15 protein-coding genes are annotated in these 24,340 nt (G+C 38.4%); 10 read left to right on the forward strand and 5 right to left on the reverse strand.

From position 1 onward, the window contains the following. The 7 genes from KJA13_00045 to recA form a co-directional block, all read left to right on the forward strand. The coding region (locus KJA13_00045) for a hypothetical protein (GenBank protein MBZ9577418.1) at nt 1–3,902 on the forward strand (3,902 nt) is incomplete at its 5' end. 66 nt (nt 3,903–3,968) lie between these two features. Next, a complete protein-coding gene (locus KJA13_00050; protein ID MBZ9577419.1) occupies nt 3,969–6,359 on the forward strand; it encodes a tetratricopeptide repeat protein in 2,391 nt (796 codons plus the stop codon). Nucleotides 6,360–6,545: 186 nt separating this feature from the next. Continuing rightward, complete coding sequence (locus KJA13_00055; protein ID MBZ9577420.1) at nt 6,546–9,737, forward strand: DNA-directed RNA polymerase subunit beta; 3,192 nt, start codon at nt 6,546–6,548, stop codon at nt 9,735–9,737. Nucleotides 9,738–9,741: 4 nt separating this feature from the next. Beyond that, complete coding sequence (gene rpoC / locus KJA13_00060) at nt 9,742–13,341, forward strand: DNA-directed RNA polymerase subunit beta' (protein MBZ9577421.1); 3,600 nt, start codon at nt 9,742–9,744, stop codon at nt 13,339–13,341. A gap of 12 nt (nt 13,342–13,353) precedes the next feature. After that, the gene (locus KJA13_00065) at nt 13,354–15,588 is read left to right on the forward strand and encodes a DUF87 domain-containing protein (GenBank protein MBZ9577422.1); all 2,235 of its coding nucleotides are present in this window, start codon (nt 13,354–13,356) and stop codon (nt 15,586–15,588) included. Nucleotides 15,589–15,729: 141 nt separating this feature from the next. Continuing rightward, nucleotides 15,730–16,317, forward strand: a complete 588-nt coding sequence (locus KJA13_00070; protein ID MBZ9577423.1) for a sugar transferase — start codon at nt 15,730–15,732, stop codon at nt 16,315–16,317. Nucleotides 16,318–16,397: 80 nt separating this feature from the next. Further along, nucleotides 16,398–17,393, forward strand: a complete 996-nt coding sequence (recA, locus tag KJA13_00075) for a recombinase RecA (GenBank protein MBZ9577424.1) — start codon at nt 16,398–16,400, stop codon at nt 17,391–17,393. A gap of 69 nt (nt 17,394–17,462) precedes the next feature. On the opposite strand, the gene rpsR is transcribed toward recA, so the two are convergent. From rpsR to KJA13_00095, 4 genes are read right to left on the reverse strand one after another with little or no spacing between them, the layout of a single operon-like run. Then, nucleotides 17,463–17,660 (reverse strand): 30S ribosomal protein S18, encoded by a 198-nt coding sequence (gene rpsR / locus KJA13_00080; GenBank protein ID MBZ9577425.1) that lies wholly within the window; start codon nt 17,658–17,660, stop codon nt 17,463–17,465. Nucleotides 17,661–17,663: 3 nt separating this feature from the next. Beyond that, entirely contained in the window at nt 17,664–18,200 is a 537-nt protein-coding gene (gene ssb, locus KJA13_00085) for a single-stranded DNA-binding protein (GenBank protein MBZ9577426.1), read from the reverse strand. A gap of 6 nt (nt 18,201–18,206) precedes the next feature. After that, nucleotides 18,207–18,656 carry a 30S ribosomal protein S6 gene (gene rpsF, locus KJA13_00090; protein MBZ9577427.1) on the reverse strand — a complete coding sequence of 150 codons (450 nt, stop codon included), beginning with the start codon at nt 18,654–18,656 and terminating at the stop codon, nt 18,207–18,209. A 2-nt stretch (nt 18,657–18,658) separates the two neighbouring features. Then, entirely contained in the window at nt 18,659–19,525 is an 867-nt protein-coding gene (locus KJA13_00095; protein ID MBZ9577428.1) for a DUF933 domain-containing protein, read from the reverse strand. Nucleotides 19,526–19,549: 24 nt separating this feature from the next. Between KJA13_00095 and KJA13_00100 the strand changes: the two genes are divergently transcribed. Genes KJA13_00100 through KJA13_00110 form a run of 3 tightly spaced genes read left to right on the forward strand, consistent with a single transcriptional unit; the run spans nt 19,550 to nt 23,258 of the window. Next, nucleotides 19,550–21,007, forward strand: coding sequence for a hypothetical protein (locus tag KJA13_00100; protein MBZ9577429.1), 1,458 nt, complete (start codon nt 19,550–19,552; stop codon nt 21,005–21,007). 10 nt (nt 21,008–21,017) lie between these two features. Then, entirely contained in the window at nt 21,018–22,445 is a 1,428-nt protein-coding gene (locus KJA13_00105; protein MBZ9577430.1) for a phosphomannomutase/phosphoglucomutase, read from the forward strand. Between the two features lie 18 nt (nt 22,446–22,463). Then, nucleotides 22,464–23,258 carry an inositol monophosphatase gene (locus KJA13_00110; GenBank protein MBZ9577431.1) on the forward strand — a complete coding sequence of 265 codons (795 nt, stop codon included), beginning with the start codon at nt 22,464–22,466 and terminating at the stop codon, nt 23,256–23,258. Between the two features lie 101 nt (nt 23,259–23,359). Here KJA13_00110 and trpS read toward each other — a convergent pair whose 3' ends face one another. Continuing rightward, entirely contained in the window at nt 23,360–24,337 is a 978-nt protein-coding gene (gene trpS, locus KJA13_00115) for a tryptophan--tRNA ligase (GenBank protein ID MBZ9577432.1), read from the reverse strand. Between the last annotated feature and the right edge of the window lie 3 nt (nt 24,338–24,340).

The following is a 24,340-nucleotide window of genomic DNA, read 5'->3' on the forward strand; positions in this document are numbered from 1 at the left end:
ACTATGATGGTGATGAGAACATAACTATCATTGCTTTACCTACAGCTAATCTCAATACCACAGATGACTATATTATTAAGTATGATGCTGCTTCAGATGACTTCCAAATGGAAGCAGATGCAGGAGGAGCTGGCGATGTTGAAAGCGTTGGCGATTGTCTTACTGGTGCTTGCTTAGATGGTTCAGCGGATGGTGGAACTTATATCCGTATTTATGATGGAGACAGCCATTATTTAGAGATTAACCCTGGCGACATAACAGCAGACAGGATTGTTAATTTTAGAGATGCTGCAGGAACAGTTTTATTGTCAGGGGATACCCTTACTGGAGACATTACTGCTACATTTGATACAGATGGAAGCACTGCTACTGCTCTTGCCAATGATACGGTTGCTGTTGCAGAATTTTTAGCTTCTCAGGATTGGGGAGATATGTCAACTGACGCTGATGGGCTTGTGACATTAGATACAGGAGTCGTAGATACTACCGCTATCGCAGATGATACTATTTTAGAAGCTGACCTAAATGTTGACGAGGTTGTTGCTGATAATGATATTCTAACCTTTGACACTACTGGTTCTAATTTTAGCTGGCAGACTCCTTCAGAACTTATAACGGCAGGAGATGATATATCTTGGACTGGAACAACTCTTAATGTGACGGATAGTTGGTGGGATGCTTTGACAGATATGGTTCTAACTGATACTTATATTTATGTTGGAAATGACTCAAATGACCCAGTTGGAGTAGCAATGAGTAATGATTGCACAATGGCTAATACTGGTGCAATAACTTGCGACCACGATGCTTTAGATAATTATGTGGCAGCCGAGCATGTTGACTGGGCAGCTGCTTCGGCAGGGACTATCCATACTGATAATTATATTGAGAATGCCACTCATACAGGAGACGTAACGGGAGCTACTGCTCTAACTATTGGCAACGATAAAGTTTTAGAAGTTCATTTAAAAGCAGTAAATGCTGGTGTTGATGAATATTGTTTAACCTATGAGACCACAACTGGTGATTTTGAATGGCAAACTTGTGGAGCGGGAGCTACTACCTTTGTAGGATTAACAGATACACCAGCAGATTATACTGGTGCTGCCAAGAAAGTCACAGTTGTTAATGAATCAGCCGACGCAATTGCTTTTGCCTCCAATCTATATTGGGATGAAACAAATGATAGAGTCGGGATTGGGACGACGAGTCCGAGTAGCACATTGGACATCTGGCAGCCAGCGTCAGGCGATATTCTTAATGTTTCCAGCAGTACGGCAGGGGATTTGTTGACCATAGATAATAACGGCAACGTCGGGATTGGGGATACAACGCCGAGTCAAGAATTATCAGTAACTGGGGATGGATTATTTAGCGAAAACTTGGGCGTGCATGGCGGTTCAGTTAACAGCACTTATGGAGTAACTATTGGTACTGTTGGAAATTGGGAAAGAGGGGTAGATATCACAATCAACGGTGATAGCGGTATGTCATCGAGCTATGGCATTTACAATTACATTCATGATAGTAACGCAGCTAGCCACGGTGTTTACAACGACGTTGTCGTTAGTGGCGGTGGAGGCGTAGGTTATGGTATCAGCAATCACATCACTGTCAGCGGTTTAAGCGCGATCGGTTACGGCATCAGAAATTATATCCTTACTTCCGATGATGCTAATACTCAAACTGTGTATGCTTTCCAAGCCGAGCTAAAAACTTTTTCTGGCGCTGATGATAAGGCCTACGGAACACACATCGTAGATTGGGCTGACACTTCCACCGGCGGCACTCAATATGGCCTCTATGTAGATTTGGATGACGCCGAGGTGACCAACTACAGTATCTATGTAGAAGATGGAAGCGGGATTTCATATTTCGGTTCTAACGTCGGCATCGGGGACACTGATCCTGACTTTGGCTTGGAAATCGCTGCTTCTTCAACCACTGGTTATCTGGCTGTTTCTTCAGCCAGCAGCACTGATGGTGATTTGTTTATCATTGATGAAGCCGGCAGCGTCGGCATCGGGACGACGAGTCCGAGTAGCACATTGGACATCTGGCAGCCAGCGTCAGGCGATATTCTTAATGTTTCCAGCAGTACGGCAGGGGATTTGTTGACCATAGATAATAGCGGCAACGTCGGGATTGGGACGACGAGTCCGAGTAGCACATTACATGTGGTTGATGGAGCTATTCTTGCCTCCGGCACCACAGGCAGCACTCCTGTTTCAGGTACTGGCAATAGATTGATGTGGATACCTGCTAAAGCTGCGTTTAGGGCAGGGGTTGCAATTAGTCCTAAATGGGATGATGCTAATATAGGATATAATTCAATGGCAACGGGACAAGGCACAACAGCAAGTGCAGACGGAAGCGTGGCAATGGGAAGCGGGGAAGGAGGAATAGGCCCAACAGCAAGCGGACTCGGAAGCGTAGCAATGGGATACGGAAACGTAACAGCAAGCAGCAATTACGCCGTAGCAATGGGAGTAGGCACAGCAGCAAGCGGAACAGCAAGCGTAGCAATGGGATACGAGACAACAGCAAGTGGTCCTTTCTCCTTCGCCATAGGAAGAGAAATAGAGGCACAAGGAGATTATTCAGTTGCAATTGCCCTGAGTGACCAAGATGGTGCAGTAGTTTCACAATCAAATACAATGGCAATAATGGGCGGCAAGGTCGGCATCGGGACGACGACGCCGGATGAAATTCTCCTTGTAGCCTCTGAAGATGTTACTGTCATCGCTGCTCAACGTAGCTCTGCAGATACTTATACATCCGGTTTTAATACTCGAAAATCGCGAGGTACTCTAGGTTCGCCAGCTTTAGTGGCAAGTGGAGATTACTTAGGTTCAATCGCGGCCCGCGGATATGATGGAAGTAGTTGGCTGGCTGGCGGAGCTATTTATGTCCTAGCTACAGGCACACCGTCGGCTAGTAACATGCCAGCAGATATGATTTTCAGTACGAATGAAGGTGGCGACTTCCCAACTGAGCACATGCGAATAACAAGTGCTGGCAAAGTCGGCATCGGGGATACAAGCCCTGATTATATATTTACTGTTGATCATAATGGCGATGGTGTTAATGTTGCCTATGTTAGTGATACTAACGCATGGACAAATGGTTTAGCTGATTATGCTGAATATTATTACACCAAAGACACTGATTTAGAGTCAGGCGAAGTGGTTTGTGTTGATATTGAACAAAAGAATACAGTAAAGCGCTGTGAACATTCTGCAGACAGCAATTTAATAGGTATTGTTTCAACTCAGCCAGCATTTTTAGGAAATGCACCAAGTGAAGAACATAGAGAGGAGGACCCAAATTATGTAATAATTGGAATGATAGGACAAGTTTTAACGAAAATCAGCACAGAAAATGGTGCTATTGAGCCAGGTGATTATCTAACTTCTTCTTCTATCCCAGGAGTAGCAATGAAAGCCACTGAATCGGGCCCAGCTATTGGAAAAGCTTTGGAGCCATATAACTCAGATGAAATAGGCAATATTATGGTCTTTCTTAATCTCGGTTGGTATGGTGGGGAGCTTGCTGGAGATGGTTTGATAGACAACGGAGACAATGGAGAACCTGAAGTCACAATTAGTGAATCTTTTATTCAGAAAGTAAAGCAAGCCCTCGCTTCGCTCGGGCTATTTATTCAAGATGGTATCGCTCAAGTAAAAGAGATTATTACAGAAAAATTATTTGTTAGAACAGCAAGAATTGAAAAAATGGAAATGGTTGACCAAAGAACCGGTGATATTTACTGCACCTGGATTGAGAATGGCGAAATGAAAAGAGTAAGAGGAGAGTGCTCAACAATAGGATTTAGTGATAGTTCAGATGACAATGACCAAACCGGGTATGGAGAAGGCCAGACCGGGTATGGAGGGGCTTAAAAGCTTGATTTTTATGGAAGATTAACGTAATGTAAATAATAAATCTATTAAAATGCGTAAAAAAAAATGAAAAACACGTTAGAGAAATCTTCTAAAGCAGTTGGAACTTGTGAAAAAGTTTCTAGGGGCAGTATTTACCTTTTAGTTTTTTTGCTGCCTATCTTATTTTTGCCCTGGACAGCAAATGTTCTTGACTTTAATAAACAGGCATTGTTGATTATTTTGGTTTTTGCTTCCCTCTTTGCCTGGATACTGAAAGCTTTGATTTCAGGGAAAGTTAGTTTTAATTTTGGTTCAGTTCATATTCCAGTATTAGTTTTATTCTTAATTTACACTGCCTCAACAATTTTCTCTTTGTGGCGCTATGGAAGTTTCTGGGGCTGGCCTCAGGTTAGTAGCGAAAGTTTACTTAGTTTACTTGGCCTTTTACTGCTTTATTTTTTGGTGGTTAATATTTTTGAGAAAAAGGAGATTTTTCGTCTGATAACTTTCTTAGTGGTTTCTGGCTTTCTGGCAATGCTTTATGGGGCGCTTCAACTTTTTGGCAAGTTTTTGTTTCCTATTGATTTCACTAAAGCAGTTTCCTTCAATACTATCGGAGGGCTAAATAGTTTAGCTGTATTTACAGCTGTTTTATTACCTTTAATTATTATTTTAATCACAGTAAGCACTAAGAGATATTTAAAAATATTTTTTATAGCAGTTGCAGCTTTTAGTGCTGTTTTGCTGATTTTGATAAACTTCTTAACTGCCTGGTGGTTGGTAATAGTAGGTTCTGCTTTGATTATTGCTTTTGGGATGCAGAAAAGAGATATTTTTGACAGCCGTTGGCTGGTCTTGCCGATGTTCTTTTTGGCTCTGGCTTTGTTCTTTAGTTTCATTAGGTTTCAGATTCCCGGACTTCCCGAGCGACCCGTTGAGGTTTTCTTAACCCACCGGGCAAGTTCTGATATTTCTTGGAAGGCCTTAAAAGAAAACTCAATTCTCGGCTCAGGTCCTGGCACTTTTGTTTATAATTTCTCAAAATACAGAGACATTAGTTTTAATCAGAATCCCCTTTGGAGCGTAAGATTTGAATGGGCCAGTTCAAAGTTCCTTACTATTTTAGCCACTTGCGGAATTTTAGGAGTTCTTTCATTTTTATCTTTGATTGGCTTTTTTATTTTTTATGGAATAAAATCTCTTTTTAAGAAATCCGCTAAGGCATCGTCAGAAGCTCTAAGCAAAGATGAGGAAGGAGTAAATAAGAGGTTTTTCTGGCTCTTGGCTTTGGGAATTTTTATTAGTTTCCTGACCTTAAGCGTAGGATATTTTTTCTGCCAGTCAAATCTTTCCTTGGATTTCGTTTACTTTTTGTTTATGGGAAGCTTTATTTCTTTGCTTTGTTCTGCTAAAAAAGAAATTTTGCTTAAAACGTCTTCTTTAATAACTCTTGGCCTTACTTTTATTTTTACTGTGGTTTTCATTTTCGGTTTAGGACTTTTTATTCTTGAAGGACAAAGATACGTAGCTGCAGTGAGTTATTTGAAGGGGCTGAGGAGCTGGCAACAAGGGGAAAGTGGTAATACTTTAAAGCATTTGGAAAGGGCAGTCAGGATAAGTCCCGGAGTAGATTTGTATTGGCGGGAAATATCTCAGGTCTATCTTCAGAATATAAATGAAGTAGCCGGAAGAACAGATTTATCTCAGGAAGAAATTACCCAGAGGCTTCAGCTTTACATCAATAATGCGGTGAATTCTGCTAAGGCAGCCACTGATACGAATCCTAAAAATGTGGCCAATTGGTCAGTTAAGGGTTTTATTTACCAGAGTCTAATTGGGGTTATTGGCGGGACAAAGGATTGGGCAGTGGATTCCTATAAGGAAGCCCTAGAACTGGAACCAAACAATCCTTATTTCCCAGCTCAAACAGGAATTGCCCTTTTGAGGGAAGTAACCTTTTTATCGCAAGAAAAAGCAGAAGAGAGAGAAAAAATTCTTAGAGAAGCCCAGGAGCAATTTAAAAAAGCAATTGAAATGAAACCTGATTATGCTCCAGCTCACTTTCAGTTGGCAGTGGTTTATCAAGCCCAAGGCAAGCAGGCAGAAATGATTGAGGAACTTGAAAAAACTAAGAGTTTTGCTCCTTTTGATGTTGGCTTGGCTTTTCAGTTGGGATTGATCTATTTTCAGAAAAAAGATTATGAAAAAGCTCTCATTGAATTGGAAAGAGCGGTTATACTCAATCCTGATTATGCTAATGCTTTGTACTTTTTGGGGTTAACATATGATGAATTGGGAGAAAAAGAAAAAGCCATTAGAGTTTTTGAGAAGATTCAAATTGCAAATCCCGATCATTCATTAGTGATTACGATTTTAAACAATTTAAGAAGTGGGGAAAAGGCATTGAAAGGCGTAGTTGAAGAACAGCCGCCAGTTGTTCCAATTGAAGAAGAACACCCAGAGATTGAAGAATAGGGCTTCGCTATTGACATATTCTTTTAAAAGAACTAAAATCTAAATTAGTATTAGTTAAACATTTGCATACTAAACCAGAGATATTTTTTATAAAATATCTCTTTTGGTACTTGTTTTTTCTTCCCCCTTTTTAAACATTCAAAAAAATCTACCCCTCCCTAAAATTTTAGGGTTCTTTTGCTTTTTATGAAGACAAAAAATTTTTCTAAATCAAAAGTTTCCCTGCATCTGCCTTATTTGCTAACTCTCCAAAAAGAGAGCTGGCAGTGGTTTTGGTCAGAGGGGCTAAAAGATCTTTTTTCTGAAATTTTTCCTATTCGTGACCATACCGGTAAAGAGCTTGAACTCTGGTTTTTAGATTATAAACTTGATGAGCCAAAATATAAGACTGATTTAGAAGCAAAGAGGAATAACGATTCTTACGAAGCATCTTTACGAGTTAAAGCAAAATTAGTTAGTCTCAAAACCAAAGGGATTAAAGAACAGGAAGTTTTTTTAACTGATTTCCCCTTGATGACAGAAAGGGGAACTTTTGTTGTTAATGGAATTGAAAGAGTGGCAATCTCCCAACTTATTCGCTCCCCCGGAGCTTTTTTTAATCTTCAGACAATCAGAGGAAGAAATCGTTTTGGCGCTAAGATTATTCCTAATCGAGGAGCTTGGCTTGAATTTGAAACCGACGCTTCTGGATTTATAGGAGTAAAGATTGACCGAAAAAGGAAAGTAGCAGCAACTACCTTATTAAAGGCACTTTCTGGTTTAGATAATAAGCAGATAAAAGGGATTTTCCAGGATGTGGACCGCGACCCAGACATAAAATATATTGAAGAGACCTTAAAACGAGACCCAACCAAGGATCAACCAGAGGCCTTGGTTGAAATTTATAGACGTTTAAGGCCCGGGGATTTAGTAACCCCTGATACAGCAAGAGAGTTGATTGAGAGTGTATTTTTTAATTTTGAAAGATATGATTTATCCAAAGTCGGCAGATGGAGAATGTGGCAGCGCCTGCCGGCGCTGCGCGAAACTAGGCGAAAGAAAAAGGTTGAAGGAAAAATTACTCCAGAAGATAGAGTGCTGAAGCCGGAAGATATAATAGAAGTTATCCGAGAAATTATTAGGCTAAACAATGATCCTGAAGCTAAGGCAGACGAAATTGACCACTTGGGAAACAGAAGAGTAAGAACTGTTGCTGAACTTCTCCAAAACAGAGTTAGAGTGGGCTTAATGAGGATGGAAAGAATTGTAAAAGATAAAATGTCCACTTTAGATACCCATACTTTAACCCCGGCTCAAGTAATTAATCCCAGACCGGTTATGGCAATTGTTAAAGAATTCTTCACTTCTTCCCAGATGTGCCAATTTATGGATAATGAAAATCCCTTAGCTGAGTTAGAACATAAAAGGAGATTGTCAGCTACCGGGCCGGGAGGGTTAACTCGGGAGAGAGCAGGATTTGAAGTTAGAGATGTTCAACCTTCTCATTACGGAAGAATTTGCCCAATTCAAACTCCTGAAGGTCCTAATATTGGATTGGTCAACCACTTAGCCTCCTTTGCCGAAGTTAATCCTTATGGATTTGTTGAGACACCATATTTTAAAGTGGAAAAGGGAAAAGTTACGTCTAAGATTCAATATCTCAGTGCTTTTGAAGAAGAGAAATATAATATTGCTCACGGCGGCGTAGCAGTTGGTGACAGAGGAAATATTATCCCTAAAAAAGTTGAGGCAAGGATAAAGGGAGAGCCGGGATTAATTGATAGGAATAAAATAGATTTTATGGATGTTTCTACTGAGCAATGTTTTTCAGTTGGGACATCTCTTATTCCTTTTTTGCAAAACGATGATGCAAACCGAGCCCTGATGGGTTCAAATATGCAGAGGCAGTCAGTGCCTTTAGTAAAACCCGAGGTGCCTCTGGTTTGTTCAGGGGTAGAGGAAAGAGTGGCTAGAGATTCAGGCCAGGAAGTAATTGCTGAAGAAGATGGAAAAGTAATTGAAGTTGATGCCGGCCATATTGAAGTGAAGCAGGGGAGTCAGAGGAAAAGTTATGATTTGAAGACTTTCGTCAGAACCAATCAATATACCTGTTTCCACCAAAGACCAGTAGTCCAAAAAGGGCAAAAAGTTAAAAAAGAGGATATTTTGGCAGACGGTGGAGCAATTTCTCAGGGGAGATTAGCTTTGGGCCAGAATGTTTTAGTTGCCTTTCTTTCCTGGCAGGGAGCAAACTTTGAAGATGCAATCATTATATCAGAGAGATTAGTAAAAGATGATTATTACACTTCAATCCATCTTGAAAATCTCACTTGCGATGTCAGAGAGACAAAATTAGGACCAGAAATTACTACTTGTGATATCCCTAATGTTTCAGAAGAAAAATTAAAAGATTTAGATGAGGAAGGAATTGTCAGGGTTGGAGCTGAAGTTGGACCGAATGATATTTTAGTTGGGAAAATCTCACCAAAAGGAGAGGCGGGTTTAACTGCTGAAGAAAGATTATTAAGGGCAATTTTTGGAGAGAAGGCAAGAGATGTTAAAGACACTTCTTTACTAATGGAGCATGGGAAGCGAGGAAGAGTAGTTGAGGTGAAGGTTTTCTCCAGAGAACAGGGGCATAAGTTAGAGCCCGGGATCATGAGGAGAATTGAGGTTGAGGTGGCGGTGGTTCGGAAAATTCAGGCCGGAGATAAATTGGCCGGTCGTCATGGAAACAAAGGAGTGATTTCTAAAGTTGTACCAGTAGAGGAAATGCCCTTTTTGGAGGATGGAACTCCAATAGATATTGTCCTAAATCCTTTGGGCGTGGCTTCAAGAATGAATGTTGGACAGATATTAGAAACTCACCTTGGCTTAGCTGCTAAAAAATTGGGATATGTGGCGATATCCCCGGCTATGGCTGGCGCTGCTGAGGCAGATATTAAAGAAGAATTAAAAAAGGCAGGTTTTTCAGAAGAAGGAAAGCTTACTTTATATGATGGAAGAACTGGTCTTCCTTTTCTTGAAAAGATTACAGTTGGTTATATTTATATGATGAAACTAATCCATATGGTTGAAGATAAAATCCATATGCGTTCAATTGGACCTTATTCTTTAATTACTCAGCAGCCATTAGGGGGTAAGGCTCAGTTTGGAGGTCAGAGATTTGGAGAGATGGAAGTTTGGGCTTTAGAAGGATACGGAGCAGCTGATATTTTACAAGAGATGTTAACGATAAAGTCAGATGATGTTTTAGGAAGAGCAGCGACTTATGAGGCGGTTTTAAAGGGAGAGCCAATTAAAAATCCAAACATCCCGGCCTCATTTAATCTTTTAGTTAACGAATTAAAATCTTTAGGGCTTAGTGTGGAAGTGAAGGAAAAGCCCAGGGAGAAATAGAATTATGCGGGTTCAAGATTTAGAAGCAATAAGAATAAAACTTGCCTCACCAGAGGAGATTTTAAGTTGGAGTTATGGTGAGGTTACTAAACCTGAAACCATTAATTACCGAACTCAGAGGTCTGAAAAAGATGGTCTTTTTTGTGAAAGAATTTTTGGCCCAGGAAAAGATTATGAGTGCTATTGCGGTAAATATAGAAGAATTCGTTACAAAGGGATAGTTTGCGATAGATGCGGGGTTGAGGTAACAAAGTCATCGGTGAGGCGGGAAAGAATGGGGCATATAGAATTAGCCTGTCCGGTTTCTCACATTTGGTTTTTACGGGGGGTTCCTTCAAGAATAGGAATGGTTTTAGGTATTCCTATGCAGCAGCTGGAAAAAGTAATTTATTTCGCAGCTTACATTGTTACTGACGTCAATAAAGAAGCAAAGGAAAAAGCTTTGAAGGAAATTGAAAAAGAATACAAAATTAAAACAAAAAATAAAAAACAAAAAATAAAAAACAAAAAAGAATTGAAGACCAATTTAGAGGAATTGAAGGCAGCGAGGGGCAGGGCAAGGGAAGAGATTTTAGGGATTGAACCCTTAAGAGTTTTTTCTGAAGTTGAATATTATGATTATTCTTTGAAATATGGTGAAGTTTTTGAAGCAGGAACAGGAGCTGAGACCTTAAGAAAAATTTTTGAGAAGATTGATTTAAAAAAAGAGATTAAGAAATTGAAAAAGGAGGAAGAAAAAGTAACATCAATATCTCGGAGAAAAATTTTAAGGAGATTGAGGTTTTTAGAGGGTCTGGTTAAAGCTGGCATTAGACCTGAATGGATGTTTTTAACGGTTTTGCCAATTTTACCACCCGATTTAAGACCAATGGTTCAATTGGATGGCGGTCGTTACGCTTCTTCTGATTTGAATGACCTTTATCGGAGGGTAATCAATCGAAACAACCGCTTAAAATACTTATTGGAGATTGCCGCTCCGGAAGTGATTGTTAGAAATGAAAAAAGGATGCTCCAGGAAGCGGTTGATGCTTTGGTTGATAACGGGATGAGAAAAGGGATTTTGACTACAGCTACTACTGGAGGGAGAAGGTTATTAAAATCTTTAGCTGATATGCTTAAAGGGAAACAAGGCAGATTCCGCCAGAATCTTTTGGGAAAGCGAGTCGATTATTCAGGGAGGTCAGTAATTGTTGTCGGTCCACAATTAAAACTTCATCAGTGCGGACTTCCAAAGAAAATGGCTTTGGAGTTGTTTAAACCCTTTGTTATTAAGAGAATTTTAGATAAAGAACTTGCCTATAATGTTCGGGGAGCTTCAAAATTAATTGAACAGGGAACCGATGAGGTCTGGGCAATTTTAGAGGAAGTGGTCAAAGATAAATTGGTTTTGCTAAATCGTGCCCCTACCCTTCACCGTTTAGGAATTCAGGCATTCCAGCCGGTTTTGATTGAAGGAGAATCAATTGAGGTCCACCCTATGACTTGTAAGGCATTTAACGCTGATTTTGATGGGGACCAGATGGCAATTCATGTTCCCCTAAGCGAAGGAGCTCAAAAAGAGGCAGGAGAAATAATGTTATCTACTCTTAATTTATTGAAACCTGCTACCGGCGTTCCTGTTGTAGCCCCTACTCAGGATATTATTCTCGGCTGTTATTGGATTACCAAAATAAAGAAAGAAGCAAAAGGAGAGGGAAAGAATTTCTCTAATCCAGAAGAGGCAATTATGGCCTATGAATTCGGAGATATTGATTTAAGAGCTCGCATTCGTGTGCGAATGCGAGCCAGTTTGGCAGAGACCTCGGTGGGAAGGATTTTATTTAACGAAACCCTACCCGAAGATTACCCTTTTGTTAACGAAGTAATAAATTCAAAAAGATTAGAAAAAATAACGGGTGAGATTATTGAGAAATATAAACAGGAAATAATTGAAGATACTTTAGATAAAATTAAAGATTTGGGATTTGAAAGCGCTACAATTTCTGGAATAACTTGGGGAATGGATGATTTGATTGTTCCTCCAGAAAAAGAGGAAATTATTAAAGCGGCTGAAAAAGAAATTGAACTGATTGAAAGTCATTTTAAAAGAGGTTTGCTTTCTAAAGAAGAGAAGAGCAGTAAAGTAATTGAGGTTTGGACAAAAGCAAAATCAGAAGTTGAGAAATTAGTGCCAAAAACATTGCCTGAAATGGGTTCAATATTTTCAATGGTTGATTCAGGAGCAAGAGGATCTTGGACCCAGCCGGTTCAAATGGCAGGAATGAAGGGTTTGGTAATTAATCCAGCCGGCCAAATTATTGAACTGCCGGTAAAGAGTTCTTTTAAGGAGGGGTTTGATGTTTTGGAATATTTCATTTCTACGCATGGAGCAAGAAAAGGAACAGCAGATACAGCTTTGCGGACTTCAACTGCTGGGTATCTAACCAGACGTCTTGTTGATGTTTCTCATGAAGTGGTAATTTCAGAGGAGGATTGCAAAGACCAGGATGGCTTTGAAGTATTCCGACAAGATGCTGATGAATTAGGCCAGGACTTTATCTATAAGATTGTTGGCAGAAAGGCTTTGGAGGGTATAAAGGGCATTGTCAAGAAAGGAGATATAATTGGCTGGAAAGCAGCAAGAAAGATAAGCGAGCAAGGAATTGAAAAAGTTAAGGTCCGCTCACCAATTAGTTGTAAATCTGTTCGGGGAATTTGTCAGAAATGCTATGGCTGGGATCTTGGGTCAAATCAATTGATAAAAAAAGGAGCAGCAGTAGGAATTGTTGCTGCTCAGGCAATAGGAGAGCCCGGTACCCAGCTAACGATGAGGACTTTTCACACCGGAGGGGTGGCTGGTGGCGGTGATATTACTTTTGGTCTTCCCCGAGTCCAAGAGATTTTTGAGGCAAGAATACCTGGAGGAAAGGCAGAAATTTCCCGGGTTGAAGGGAAGGTATTAGAAATAACTCCAGAGAGGATAATCAAGATTAAAACGAGCCCCGTTAGGGGTTCCGAGGGCAAAAAAATATCACCGGGCAGACGAACCTCTAACGGGGCGGGTTCCAAGAAAAGTGATGTTGTTGAGTATAAGATACCTTCCAAAACAGCAATTTTCGTGGAAAAAGGGCAAGATATCAAAAAAGGACAGCAGCTTTGCGAAGGGAATTTAGATTTAAGAGAACTATTTAAAATAAAAAATAAAGAAGAGACCCAACGGTATGTCTTAAAAGAAATTCAGAGAATTTATGTTTCTCAGGGAGCAGTTATTCATGATAAACATGTTGAAGTGATAATTCGCCAGATGTTTTCCCGAGTAAGAATTAAAGAAGTAGGGGATAGTAGTTTTACAATTGGAGAGATTGTTGAAAGATCTAAGTTTCTTGAAGAAAATGCTAAACTGAAAAAAGAAAAAAAGAAACTGGCAAAAGCTACCGCCGTTTTATTGGGAATTTCCCGGGTAGCTCTTACTACCGATTCCTTTTTATCTGCTGCCTCTTTCCAAGAAACCTCCAGAGTTCTAATTAGGGCAGCCCTTGAAGGAAAGGAAGATAAATTGCGGGGATTGAAAGAAAACGTAATAATTGGTAAACTAATACCAGCAGGGACAGGATTTAAGAAATAAAAATTAAGAATCGTGTCTAAAAGAAAAAAGCGAAAATTTAAGAGGAGATTTGAAAAGAGAGAAAAGCGTAGTAGATTTGCTCTGCTTGATGAAATCAAACAAATGATTTTTGGGGTTTTAATGATTTTAATAGCAATAATCATTAGTTTGAGTTTTTTCGGGAAGGCCGGAAGGGCAGGTCAGTTTTTTATGAGAGGGACCAGGTTTTTAATTGGAGAGACGGTTTTTCTAATTCCTTTAATTTTTATTTTAGGAGGATTGGTGCTTTTAAGTATCAAAGGTGACCAGAAGTTTTTTAAAAAGGGAAGAAAAGTTTTTTGGCCAGTAATTTTAGCTGTTTTAATTTTAATTTTAGGACTCACTGGAATTTTAGGTAGCTTTAATGCCCAAAATATAAGAGGGGGCTGGCTGGGTTATGTTTTAGGCTGGCCCTTTTTAAGGTATTTCGGATTTTGGGCAACCCAACTTATTTTTTTAGCTTTAGTTGTTATTGGGGTTTTAATTTTCTGGCAATTTTTGGGTAGATCTCTTAAGAAAGAGAAGCCCGAAGCTGCCCAGGTTCCGGGCAAACCCCCCACTTTTTCAGAAAAGGTGAGGGGTAAACCTTCCATCATTAAAAGAATTTTTGCCCCCCGATTTAAAGTTAAGGAAATTCCTGGTTTTGCTCCCAAGGAGGTGGGACAACCCGAAAAGGAGCTGAGCCCTTTGAAGTTGGAAACTAAACCAATAAGTAAAGATATTGTTTTTTCTTATCAGCCCCCTCCTTTTAATCTACTGGAGCCTGATCATGGGGCTCCTGCCAGTGGCGACACCAGAATAAATTCAGCTATTATTAAAAAAACCTTACAGAACTTTGGTATTGAAGTTACAATGTCAGAGATAAATACCGGCCCGACTGTTACTCAATATACTTTGAAGCCGGCTGAAGGAGTGAAATTATCTAAAATAACCGGTCTTTCCAATGATTTGGCCCTGGCTTTAGCTAGTCACCCAATTAGAATTGAAGCTCCTATTCCAGGGAGGTCTTTAGTAGGGATTGAAGTTCCAAATAATGTTCGGGCCCAGGTTAGATTGAGAAATTTAATTGAAAATCCTAATTTTCAAAAATCTCCATCAAACTTGGCAATCGCTTTAGGCAGAGATGTTTCAGGCATTCCTATTTATACAGATTTAGCTAAAATGCCTCATCTTTTGGTAGCTGGAAGTACTGGAACAGGTAAAACCATTTTTCTGAATTCTTTGATTTTGAGTTTGCTTTTTCAGCCCAGCACTTCTACTAAGAGTGCAAGCCCCGAAACTTTAAGGTTTATTTTGGTTGACCCTAAAAGAGTTGAGTTCCCGGTTTATAATAATCTTCCCCATCTTTTGTGCCCGGTGATTTATAGTGCAACTCAAACTATTAGTGCTTTAAAATGGCTGACCAGCGAGATGGAGAGAAGGTTTGATTTATTATCAGAAGCCCGGGCAAGAGATATTGCTTCTTTCAATGAGTTGACTTTAAAAAATGGAACTGCTCCCTTACCTTTTATTGTTTTTGTTATTGATGAGTTGGCTGATTTGATGGCAGCTAAAGGAAGAGAGATTGAAGCTGGGATTGTTAGATTAGCTCAGATGGCTAGAGCAGTTGGTATTCATTTGATAGTGGCTACCCAGAGGCCATCAGTGGAAGTAATTACCGGCTTAATTAAAGCAAATATAACGTCTAGGGTTACTTTTCAAGTTGCTTCTCAGGTTGATTCCAGAACAGTTCTGGATACAGCCGGGGCAGAAAAACTTTTAGGTTTGGGAGATATGCTTTATGTTTCGGCAGAAGTAGTTAAACCCAGGAGAATTCAAGGGGCTTATGTTTCAGAGAAAGAAGTGAGGAAAGTGGTCAAGCATATAACGTCAGAAGTTGAGGAGTTAAAGCCCTCAGTAGAAATGGAAAGCCAGTTAATTAAAGAGTTAAAGAAGGATTTAGGGGAGACAGGGGCTTCGGGGGCCGGAGCTCTTTATGGCGAGGAAGACCCTCTTTATGAAGAAGCAAAGAGGATGGTTATTGAGGCAAGGAAGGCCTCTGCCTCTTTGTTGCAGCGGAGGTTGCGAGTTGGTTATGCCCGAGCAGCCAGATTAATTGATATTTTAGAAGAAAAAGGTGTGGTTGGACCTGGAGAAGGAGCTAAGCCGAGAGAGGTGTACGGCGACGTGGAAACCGAACCAGAAAACCCCGAAAGTCCCGAAGACAAAGGCGAATGGGAAAAAGTCTAAGCTCCATAAGCTCAAAAAACAAATTTTGAAATCGCAGGTGTGGACGCACGTTTGTTGATAAGTTTAAATAACGCTATATTATATAAAATAGTTCTTTACAATCCAAAACGAAAAGTATATTGAAAAAGGAGGTGTTTTCCAATGGGATACAGAGGCAAGAGATTTCTGGATGTAACTATTTCTCTTTTTTTGTTGATAATCCTTTCTCCTCTATTTCTTTTAGTTGCTTTGGCAATAAGGATTTTCTCTGGCCCCCCGGTTATTTATCCCAGAGAGATGGTGGGATATAAGGGGAAGCATTTTATTGTGTTTAAGTTCCGTTCAATGATAAGGGGCGCCGATGGGCAAGAAAAGGATATTTTTCTGGAAACGAGAGAAAAAAAATCAATTAAAGATAGCCGAGTAACCAAAATAGGAGTTATTTTGAGGAAAACTAGCTTGGATGAATTACCACAGTTTATTAATGTGATAAAAGGAGAAATGACTTTAGTAGGAGCAACAAGACCTAGGTTTCCCTGGGTAGTGAGTAGATGGTCAGATTCTAGAAGAAAAAATTATACTTCCTTTCCACCAGGTTTAACTGGTTTAGTTCAAGTGACAGATCGTTCTTTTAGGGATTTTTCGTCAGAAGTTGAGAGATTAGAATCAGAATATTTAGAAAAATGCTCTTTATGGTTCGATTTGAGAATTGTGATAAGGACCATTCCAGTGGTGATGTTAGGTCGGTGATAAAGCCCTTTATTCAAGAGGGGCTTTTTTTAATTCACAAAGGGGTGTTGATTTCTGGTGGTGGTATGTTATTATAGAATATGGCAAAGAAAAAAGAGGAAAAAACTGAAAAAAAGGATTTGCAAGAAGCGGTAGATGAGATTAAACAACGTTTTGGCGAAGGGGCAATTATGAAGCTTAAAGAAGCCAGAGCGGTTGATATCGATGCTATCCCTACTGGTTCCATTTCTTTAGATTCAGCTTTAGGAGTAGGCGGAATCCCCCGAGGGAGAGTGATTGAGATTTATGGGATTGAATCGACCGGAAAAAGTACTTTAGCTTTACATATTTGCGCTGAAGCTCAAAAAAAAGGAGGAGTGGCTGCTTTTATTGATGCTGAGCATGCTTTAGACCCTGATTATGGCAGAAGAATTGGGGTCAATATTGATGACCTTTTGATTTCCCAGCCAGATTCAGGGGAACAGGCCTTGCAGATTGTTGAAACTTTAGTTAGGTCAGGTGAGGTTGATGTTATTGTTATTGATTCAGTAGCCGCCTTAACTCCAAAAGCAGAGATTGCTGGAGAGATGGGTGAGTTTCAGATTGGTCTCCAGGCTCGTTTGATGAGTCAAGCGTTAAGAAAACTTTCCGGGATCGTTGCCAAAACAAAAACAGCTGTTATATTTTTAAATCAAACTCGAATGAAAATCGGAGTGATGTTTGGGAATCCGGAAACAACTCCGGGAGGATTAGCCTTGAAATTTTACTCTTCAGTCAGGATTAATTTGAGAAGAATTGCTCAGATAAAACACGGGGATGAAATTATTGGCAGCCGAATTAAGGCAAAAATAGTTAAAAATAAAGTAGCTGCTCCTTTTAAAATCACTGAGTTTGATATTTACTACAATGAGGGCATTTCTTATTTGGCAGATATTTTAAACACTGGTTTAAAACAGGAAATTGTAAAAAAAGCAGGCAGCTGGTATCAGTATGAGGACACCAAATTAGGACAGGGAATGGAGGGAGCTAAGGCATTTTTAAAAGCGAACCCTGAAATAACAAAAAAAATAAAAAAAGCCATTGTAGAACAGGTCTGAAGATTTAAAAAGCGCCCATTTAATTAGAGCGTCTTTAAGAAAAAGGCGTTTTTTTCTAGAATGATTTATTTATTTTGTCGTGGCTGACAGCAATCCAAGATGTCTTGCTCGTTTTATTGCTTTTGCGAGCTGGCGTTGATGTTTAGAGCAAACTCCGGTTCTTTTTCTTGCTCTGATTTTGCCCAAGCCAGAGATAAACCTTGAGAGAAGCTCTGTATTTTTAAAATCAATTTCTTTAATATTTCTTTGGCAAAAGTGACAGTCCATAATTTAGAAAGGTATCTGCGAGACGTCTATTTCTTCATTATTCTGGTCTTTGTCTTTTGGTGGATTTTCAGCCGTGGTCGCTTGGGGCTCTTGGGTAGAGGAAGGTTTCTCTTCTTCTTTCCATTCTTCAATAATCGGGATTTCTTCTTGGGACATTTCTTTTTGAGTTTGGTTCGGAACAGAAGGTTCAGGAGAGGTTGTTTGAAAAGAAGCGGTTCTTGGTCCCAATTGTAATCTCTCAGTAATAATTTCTGTTCGGTATCTTTTATTCCCAGAGGAATCCTGCCAGTTTCTGGTTTGAATCCTTCCTTCAATTAGAACCATTGAACCTTTTCTTAAGTATTGTTGAGCAATTTCTGCGCTTCTGCCAAAGGCGACAATATTATGAAATTCGGTCCGTTGTTGTTTTTGTCTATCTCTATCATAAAAGATTCTATTAGTAGCTAGACCAAAGTTAGCTACAGATTGACCCGAAGGTAGAGCTCTAACGATTGGGTCTGCAGTAAGATTTCCTAAAACAAAAACTTTATTTAAATTCATATTCAATTATTCTCCGAGGATTTCTTCTATTTTTTTATCAATCTCTTTTAATTCGACCTTTTTGGGTTCAGTTATTTTTGGAGGAACTTTAGGAGGTTTTTTTATTTTTGGTAAGGTCTCTTCGGTTGCCAGCCCGAGACTGGTCCGTCTTGGGCGGAGGATTTTTTCAGGAGTTTTTTTGGTTAAAATTACATAGCGGAGAATTTGGTTTTCAGATTTGAGTTTTTTCTCCAAGCTTCCCAATTTTTCAGGATTTAAAGAGAAATTTAGAGCAACTAAAAAAGCTTCCTCTTTTTTCTTTATGGGATAGCCCAGTTTTTTCTTAGAGGGCTCAGTTGTTTTTTCTAAAGTGCCAGTTTCTTCCTGAATGAAGTTGCTTATTTTTCCAGAAAAAATCTTTAATTCCTCTTCAGAAAGATCCGGCGAAATAAGATAGGTTAGTTCGTAGTTTTTCATTTTTAAATCTTAAATTCTAAAATATCTCCGTCTTGGACAATATATTCTTTCCCCGCTGTTTTTATTTGGCCTAATTCTTTTGCCTTAGTCCAAGAACCTGTTTCAACTAATTTTTGCCAAGGAATTACTTCTGCTCGAATAAACCTTTCTTTGAAGTCAGAATGGACCTTGCCCGCAGCTTCAAGGGCATTGGAACCTTTTTTTAGGGTCCAAGCCCGAGTTTCTTTTCCTCCTGTTATTGTGAAGAAAGTAATAAGGTCAAGGATATTGTAACAAGCAAGAATTAATTGGTCAAGCTTAGATTTAATTTTGAGTTCTTCTGCCTCAGATTCAGAAAGTTCAGATGCCTCTTCTTCAAGTTTTAAATCAATGGTTAAGGAATTTGGAATTTCAGGGACACCTGCTCCTTCTTGAATATTAAAAACATAAACTTTTGGCTTTGAAGCTAAAATATTATCGTCAGTTTCTTGGTCTTTCATTAAGAGTTCATTTTCAATTATTTCAATGTCTCTTTTAGGACTAATTTCTTCTGTGATATCAGAGGTTTTAAAACCTCTGATTACTTCTACTACCGCATCACATGGTCTTATATATGATAAAAATTGATTCCCCATTCCTTCTCCTTTGTGGGCTCCTTCCACTAACCCAGCAATATCTACAAATTCAATAACGGTTTCAATAGTTTTCTCGGGCTTTACTATTTGGGCGATTTTTTTTAATCTTTCGTCAGGGACAGTTACCACGCCAACATTTGGGTCAATGGTAGTAAAAGGATAAGCTGCAATATCAACTTTCTTTTTAGTTAAAGCTTTAAATAGGGTGGACTTACCAGCGTTAGGAAGACCAATAATACCTACTGAAAAACTCATAAATTTATGCTACAATATATTAATATGAAAATCAACTCTCAGACTCAACGAAAGAATCGAAACCAAGATTTGGTTGAGTCATTTTCTGGAATTAGAGGAATATATGGTCAAAGTATTACTGAACAGCTTGCTTATAAATATGCCTGGTCTTATTGCCAATTATTTAGAAACAAGGTATTGAGTTTAATAATTGGGGGTGATAGTAGGAGTTCAACGCCGATTCTTAAAAAAGCAATGATTAAAGCTTTTAAGGATTGGGGAATAGAAAAAATTATAGATGTTGGGGTGGTTCCAATCCAAGTTTGTGAATATGGAATTTTAAAATTTAAAATTTCGGGAGGTGTCTATGTCTCCGCCTCTCATAATGAGCCAGAATATAATGGTTGGAAATTTTTAAAAGAAGATGGCGCCTTGTTATATCCGGAGCAAGTTAATCAATTAATAAAGAAAGCTCATGAAATTCCAGACCGCAAGCCAAAAATAACAAAGTTAAGGAGAAAAGTAATAAATAAACACAAGGAAATTATTGATGAATACATACGTTTTGTTCTCAAGAAAATTGGTCCAACGGCAGTAGATAAAATAAAAAAATCTAAACTCAAGATTTTAGTTGATCCAAATGGCGGTTCGGGGATTGTAATTTTAAAAGAACTTTTTAAAAAATTGGGTCTTCAGGTCAAAATTATAAATAATAAATTAAGCCAATTTGTTCGATTGATAGAGCCGAATGTTAGCTCACTTGCTTATTTAAAAAAACAAGTAGATAATGGCAAATTTGAATTTGGTTGTGGGTTTGATTGTGATGCAGATAGGATTGAATTTGTAATACCATCTATTTCTAAATTTGCCAAAGAAATGGGACCGGTAGTTTCCGGACAGTATGTCTTAGCTTTAGCCTGCGATGCTTATCTTGAAGGCATTAAGAACCAAGTAGTAGTAACCAATGACTGTACTTCTTATTTAGTTAGAGATATTATAAAAAAATATGGGGCAAAAATAAAAGAAGTAGAAGTTGGAGAAATGGTTGTGGTTGAGGAAATGGAAAGGCAAAAAAGCATTATCGGAGGTGAGGGTTCTTGTGGCGGGGTGATTATTCCTCCGATAAAATGTCGGGATGGTATTATGAGCACGGTTCTGATTCTGAAGATGATTGCTGAGAAAGAGAGGTCTTTAATTGATATTTTGGAGAATTATCCTAAATATTATTCAGAACGGACAGTAATAAGTTGCTCACCGGTAAAAGTTATTAAGATTAAGAATAAATTAGAGAAATACTTTAAAAGTAAAGGTTACAAGGTTAAAAAAACAGGTGGTACTACTGGCGGGTTTAAAGCATTAATTGACAAAAATTCTTATATTTGGTTTCGTCAGTCAAAAACCGAACCAGGAACTTTCAGAATAATTACTGATGGAGACGATTATAGAAAAGTTAAAAAATTGCTCAAAGAAGGAATAAAATTATTTAATAAATTTAAAAAATAGTAAAAATTTTATGGAAATTTTCCGCGCTTACGATATCCGGGGAGAGTATCCAAAGGATATCAATGATGAAATTGTTTATAAAATTGGTCGTTGCCTCATTAAACTATTTAATGCTAAAAATCTTGTTGTTGGTAGAGATATTAGTTTAAATTCACCAAAGATTCATAAAGCTTTGATTAAAGGTGTTGCTGATAGTGGAGCAGATATTCTTGATATTGGATTAGCAGGAACAGATGTAGTTTATTTTGCCGGCGGTTTTTATAAGTTTGATTCTGGGGTAGAGATAACTGCTTCCCACTCTGCTGGATATTTAAGTGGAATGAAAATTATTGGGCCGGTAGCTAAACCTTTTGGAAAAGGACTTGGTATGGAAGATTTAAAAGAATTATATGAGAATTATAAGGCAGAAACAGCAGCCAAAAAGAAAGGGAAGATAAAAAAGATGGATGTTTGGGATGATTTTATCCGGGAGTCCTTAAAATTTGTTGATGTTAAGAAGATAAAACCTCTTAAAGTAGTTGTTGATGCCTCTAATTCCGTTGGAGCAATTGAAATTGATAAGGTTGAAAAATTTTTACCAGTAGAATTTATTAAAATAAATTGGGAATTGGACGGTAATTATCCCGGGCACGAACCTAATCCTTTTTTACCAGAAAACAGGAAGCAAGCAAGGGATAAGGTTAAAGAGGTAGGGGCGGATATGGGTTTAATTTTTGATGGCGATGGAGACAGGATTTATTTTATTGATGAAAATGGCGACTATCTTTACGGAGTTTATATCGGTGGTTTGATTGCCAAAAAGATGCTAGAGAGCAATCCCGGCAGAGTGATTTTGCATGATGTTAGAGCGGTAAACTATTTAAAAAAGATGGTTGAAGAAGGTAAGGGAATTCCCAAGATTGAGCTGGTTGGGCACGCTTTTTTTAAAAACAGAATGAAGGGGGAAAATGGGCTTTTTGGGGCTGAATCTTCTGGTCATATTTATTATAATTTTGGTGAATTTATGGTTGAGAATAGTTTAATTGCCGTTTTACAAATAATGGAAATAGTTTCCGAGACCGGGAAAAGCTTGGGAGAGTTAACTAGAAAGCCGAGAAAACTATATCCAGTAAGCGGTGAATACAACTTCTCTTTACCAGGTTTTGAAGCCACTGATGATTTAACACCCAAAGCTCTTGAAGTAATGAATGAGATTTTGAAGAAAGTAGAAGAAAAATATAAAAATGGCAAAATCTCTCATTTCGATACTTTGACTATTAACTTTCCTGATTGGAGTTTTAATCTACGACCCTCAGCAAATGATCCGTTACTTAGATTTAATATGGAGGCAAGCAGTGCTGAAAAAGTTAAAGAGAAAACAAAGGAGATTTCTGATTTGCTAATAGCCCTGGGTTGTAAAATGGTTAATGAATCTGGAGTAACCCAAATTGAAGATTAATCCATTAATAAAAAATCAATGACAAAAGAACTAAAATTTGCTATCAAGCTAGCTAAGGACGCGGGCAAGATTGTAATAGGTGGACTTGATAAAGTTGTAGTAAAAAAAAGCAAAGCTGACAAGCGGGATATTTATACAAATATAGATCGGGAAGCAGAGAGGATGATAATAAATAGAATCAAAAAGAAATATCCCCATCATAAGATTTATGGGGAGGAGTATGGGAAGATCGATGCAGAAAGTGATTATGTCTGGATAATTGACCCAATTGATGGCACAAAATATTATGTAGCAGGTATTAAGCTTTTTGATGTCTCAATTGCCTTGTGGAAGGGCGATACGCCAATTGTCGGAGTGGTCTATTTACCGGCATTGAATGATATCTATTTCGCAGAAAAAGGAAAAGGCGCTTTTCATAATCAAAAAAGACTAAGAGTTTCGAATGTCAACAGGTTGAATGAATCAATAATTTATTTGGATATAACTGGTAGCAATAAATTAAAAGCAGAGGAACAAAAAATCACTATGAGAAGATTAGAGTTGATTTTTAAAAATGTTTATCGTTTTCGTGCTTTTGGATTAGGAGCTGTTGCTTGTTGTTATACTGCCCAGGGAGGTTATGACGGGTATTTTGATTTAACCGGTAAAGAAAAAATTTTAGATATAGCAGCAGGTATAGCTATTGCCAAAGAGGCCGGGGCTAAAGTTACTGGACTGGACGGAAAGTATCACGGCCAAGATACATCTAACATTGTAATAACAAACGGAAAAATTCACAATAAATTTCTGAAATTATTAAATAGTGTTAAATAAACCCTATCACCTTATGCTTAAGGTGATAGGGTAAATCTATATCTTTTTATTAAAAGAAAAAAGAGCTATTAGCTCTTATTGAAAAAGAAAAATAATTATAATTAGGCAAGACCCATTTTGGTGCGGGTTTCTTGGATGGTGCTTTCGGCGATAGCGCTGGCTCTTTTGACCCCTACCTTAAGAGTTTCTTGAACATAAACTTCTCGTCTGAGAAGTTCTTTTCTTTTCCGGCGGAAAGGTTCCAAGGAGTTAATCAAAAGTTCAGCTAAAGATTTTTTAAAGTAAGCATAACCTTTGCCTTTGAAAGTTTTTTCTATTTCTTTTATTGGTTTTTCGCTAAACAAACCATAAATTGTTAAAAGATTTGAAATTCCTGGTTTTCTTTGAAGATTATACTTTATTTGCTTTCCAGTGTCAGTTACAGCTGACATTATTTTTTTCTTAATTTCTTCTGGCTCTTCAAACAGAGAAATATAGCTTTGGGGTCCCAATGATTTTGACATTTTTTGCTTGGGATTATTTAAAGCCATAATTTTTGCTCCAAGTTTTGGGAGTAGGGCTTTGGGTTCAACAAAGGTTTTGCCAAATTTCTGGTTAAATTTTCTGGCAATTGTTCTTGCTAATTCAATATGTTGGACCTGGTCTTTTCCCACTGGCACTGCTTCTGTCTTATAAAGTAAAATGTCAGCTGCCTGCAAAATTGGATAGACCAAGAGGCCAGCATTAATATTCTTTTTAAATTGTTTGGCCTTTTCTTTGTATTGGGTCATTCTTTCTAAATCTCCAATCGGACAAACAGTATTTAAGAGCCAGCAGAGCTCAGTATGTTCTTTGACATCTGATTGGATAAAGAAAATACTTTTTTGAGGGTCAATGCCAGCTGCCAGATAAACGATAGCAGTTTCTAAAATGTTTTTTTGAAGCTCTTTGGGTTTATAGGGAATAGTTAAAGAGTGTAAGTCAGCAATAAAAAAGATACACTCATTTTTTTCTTGGAGTTTAATCCATTGTTTGATAGCTCCCAGATAATTTCCTATATGTATTGAGCCGGTTGGCTGAATACCGCTTAAAGCTCGCATAAA

The sequence above is a fragment of the Patescibacteria group bacterium genome, assembly GCA_020148045.1.
In the GTDB taxonomy this organism is placed as follows: Bacteria; Patescibacteriota; Minisyncoccia; order Minisyncoccales; family GWA2-38-27; genus JAHCRG01.

What these genes read in the sequence shown, in the direction of transcription:
- KJA13_00050 (MBZ9577419.1), top strand. Translation starts at nt 3,969, where the DNA reads ATGAAAAACACGTTAGAGAAATCTTCTAAAGCAGTTGGAACTTGTGAA.
- KJA13_00055 (MBZ9577420.1), top strand. Translation starts at nt 6,546, where the DNA reads ATGAAGACAAAAAATTTTTCTAAATCAAAAGTTTCCCTGCATCTGCCT.
- rpoC (MBZ9577421.1), top strand. Translation starts at nt 9,742, where the DNA reads ATGCGGGTTCAAGATTTAGAAGCAATAAGAATAAAACTTGCCTCACCA.
- KJA13_00070 (MBZ9577423.1), top strand. Translation starts at nt 15,730, where the DNA reads ATGGGATACAGAGGCAAGAGATTTCTGGATGTAACTATTTCTCTTTTT.
- recA (MBZ9577424.1), top strand. Translation starts at nt 16,398, where the DNA reads ATGGCAAAGAAAAAAGAGGAAAAAACTGAAAAAAAGGATTTGCAAGAA.
- rpsR (MBZ9577425.1), bottom strand. Translation starts at nt 17,660, where the DNA reads ATGGACTGTCACTTTTGCCAAAGAAATATTAAAGAAATTGATTTTAAA.
- ssb (MBZ9577426.1), bottom strand. Translation starts at nt 18,200, where the DNA reads ATGAATTTAAATAAAGTTTTTGTTTTAGGAAATCTTACTGCAGACCCA.
- rpsF (MBZ9577427.1), bottom strand. Translation starts at nt 18,656, where the DNA reads ATGAAAAACTACGAACTAACCTATCTTATTTCGCCGGATCTTTCTGAA.
- KJA13_00095 (MBZ9577428.1), bottom strand. Translation starts at nt 19,525, where the DNA reads ATGAGTTTTTCAGTAGGTATTATTGGTCTTCCTAACGCTGGTAAGTCC.
- KJA13_00100 (MBZ9577429.1), top strand. Translation starts at nt 19,550, where the DNA reads ATGAAAATCAACTCTCAGACTCAACGAAAGAATCGAAACCAAGATTTG.
- KJA13_00105 (MBZ9577430.1), top strand. Translation starts at nt 21,018, where the DNA reads ATGGAAATTTTCCGCGCTTACGATATCCGGGGAGAGTATCCAAAGGAT.
- KJA13_00110 (MBZ9577431.1), top strand. Translation starts at nt 22,464, where the DNA reads ATGACAAAAGAACTAAAATTTGCTATCAAGCTAGCTAAGGACGCGGGC.
- trpS (MBZ9577432.1), bottom strand. Translation starts at nt 24,337, where the DNA reads ATGCGAGCTTTAAGCGGTATTCAGCCAACCGGCTCAATACATATAGGA.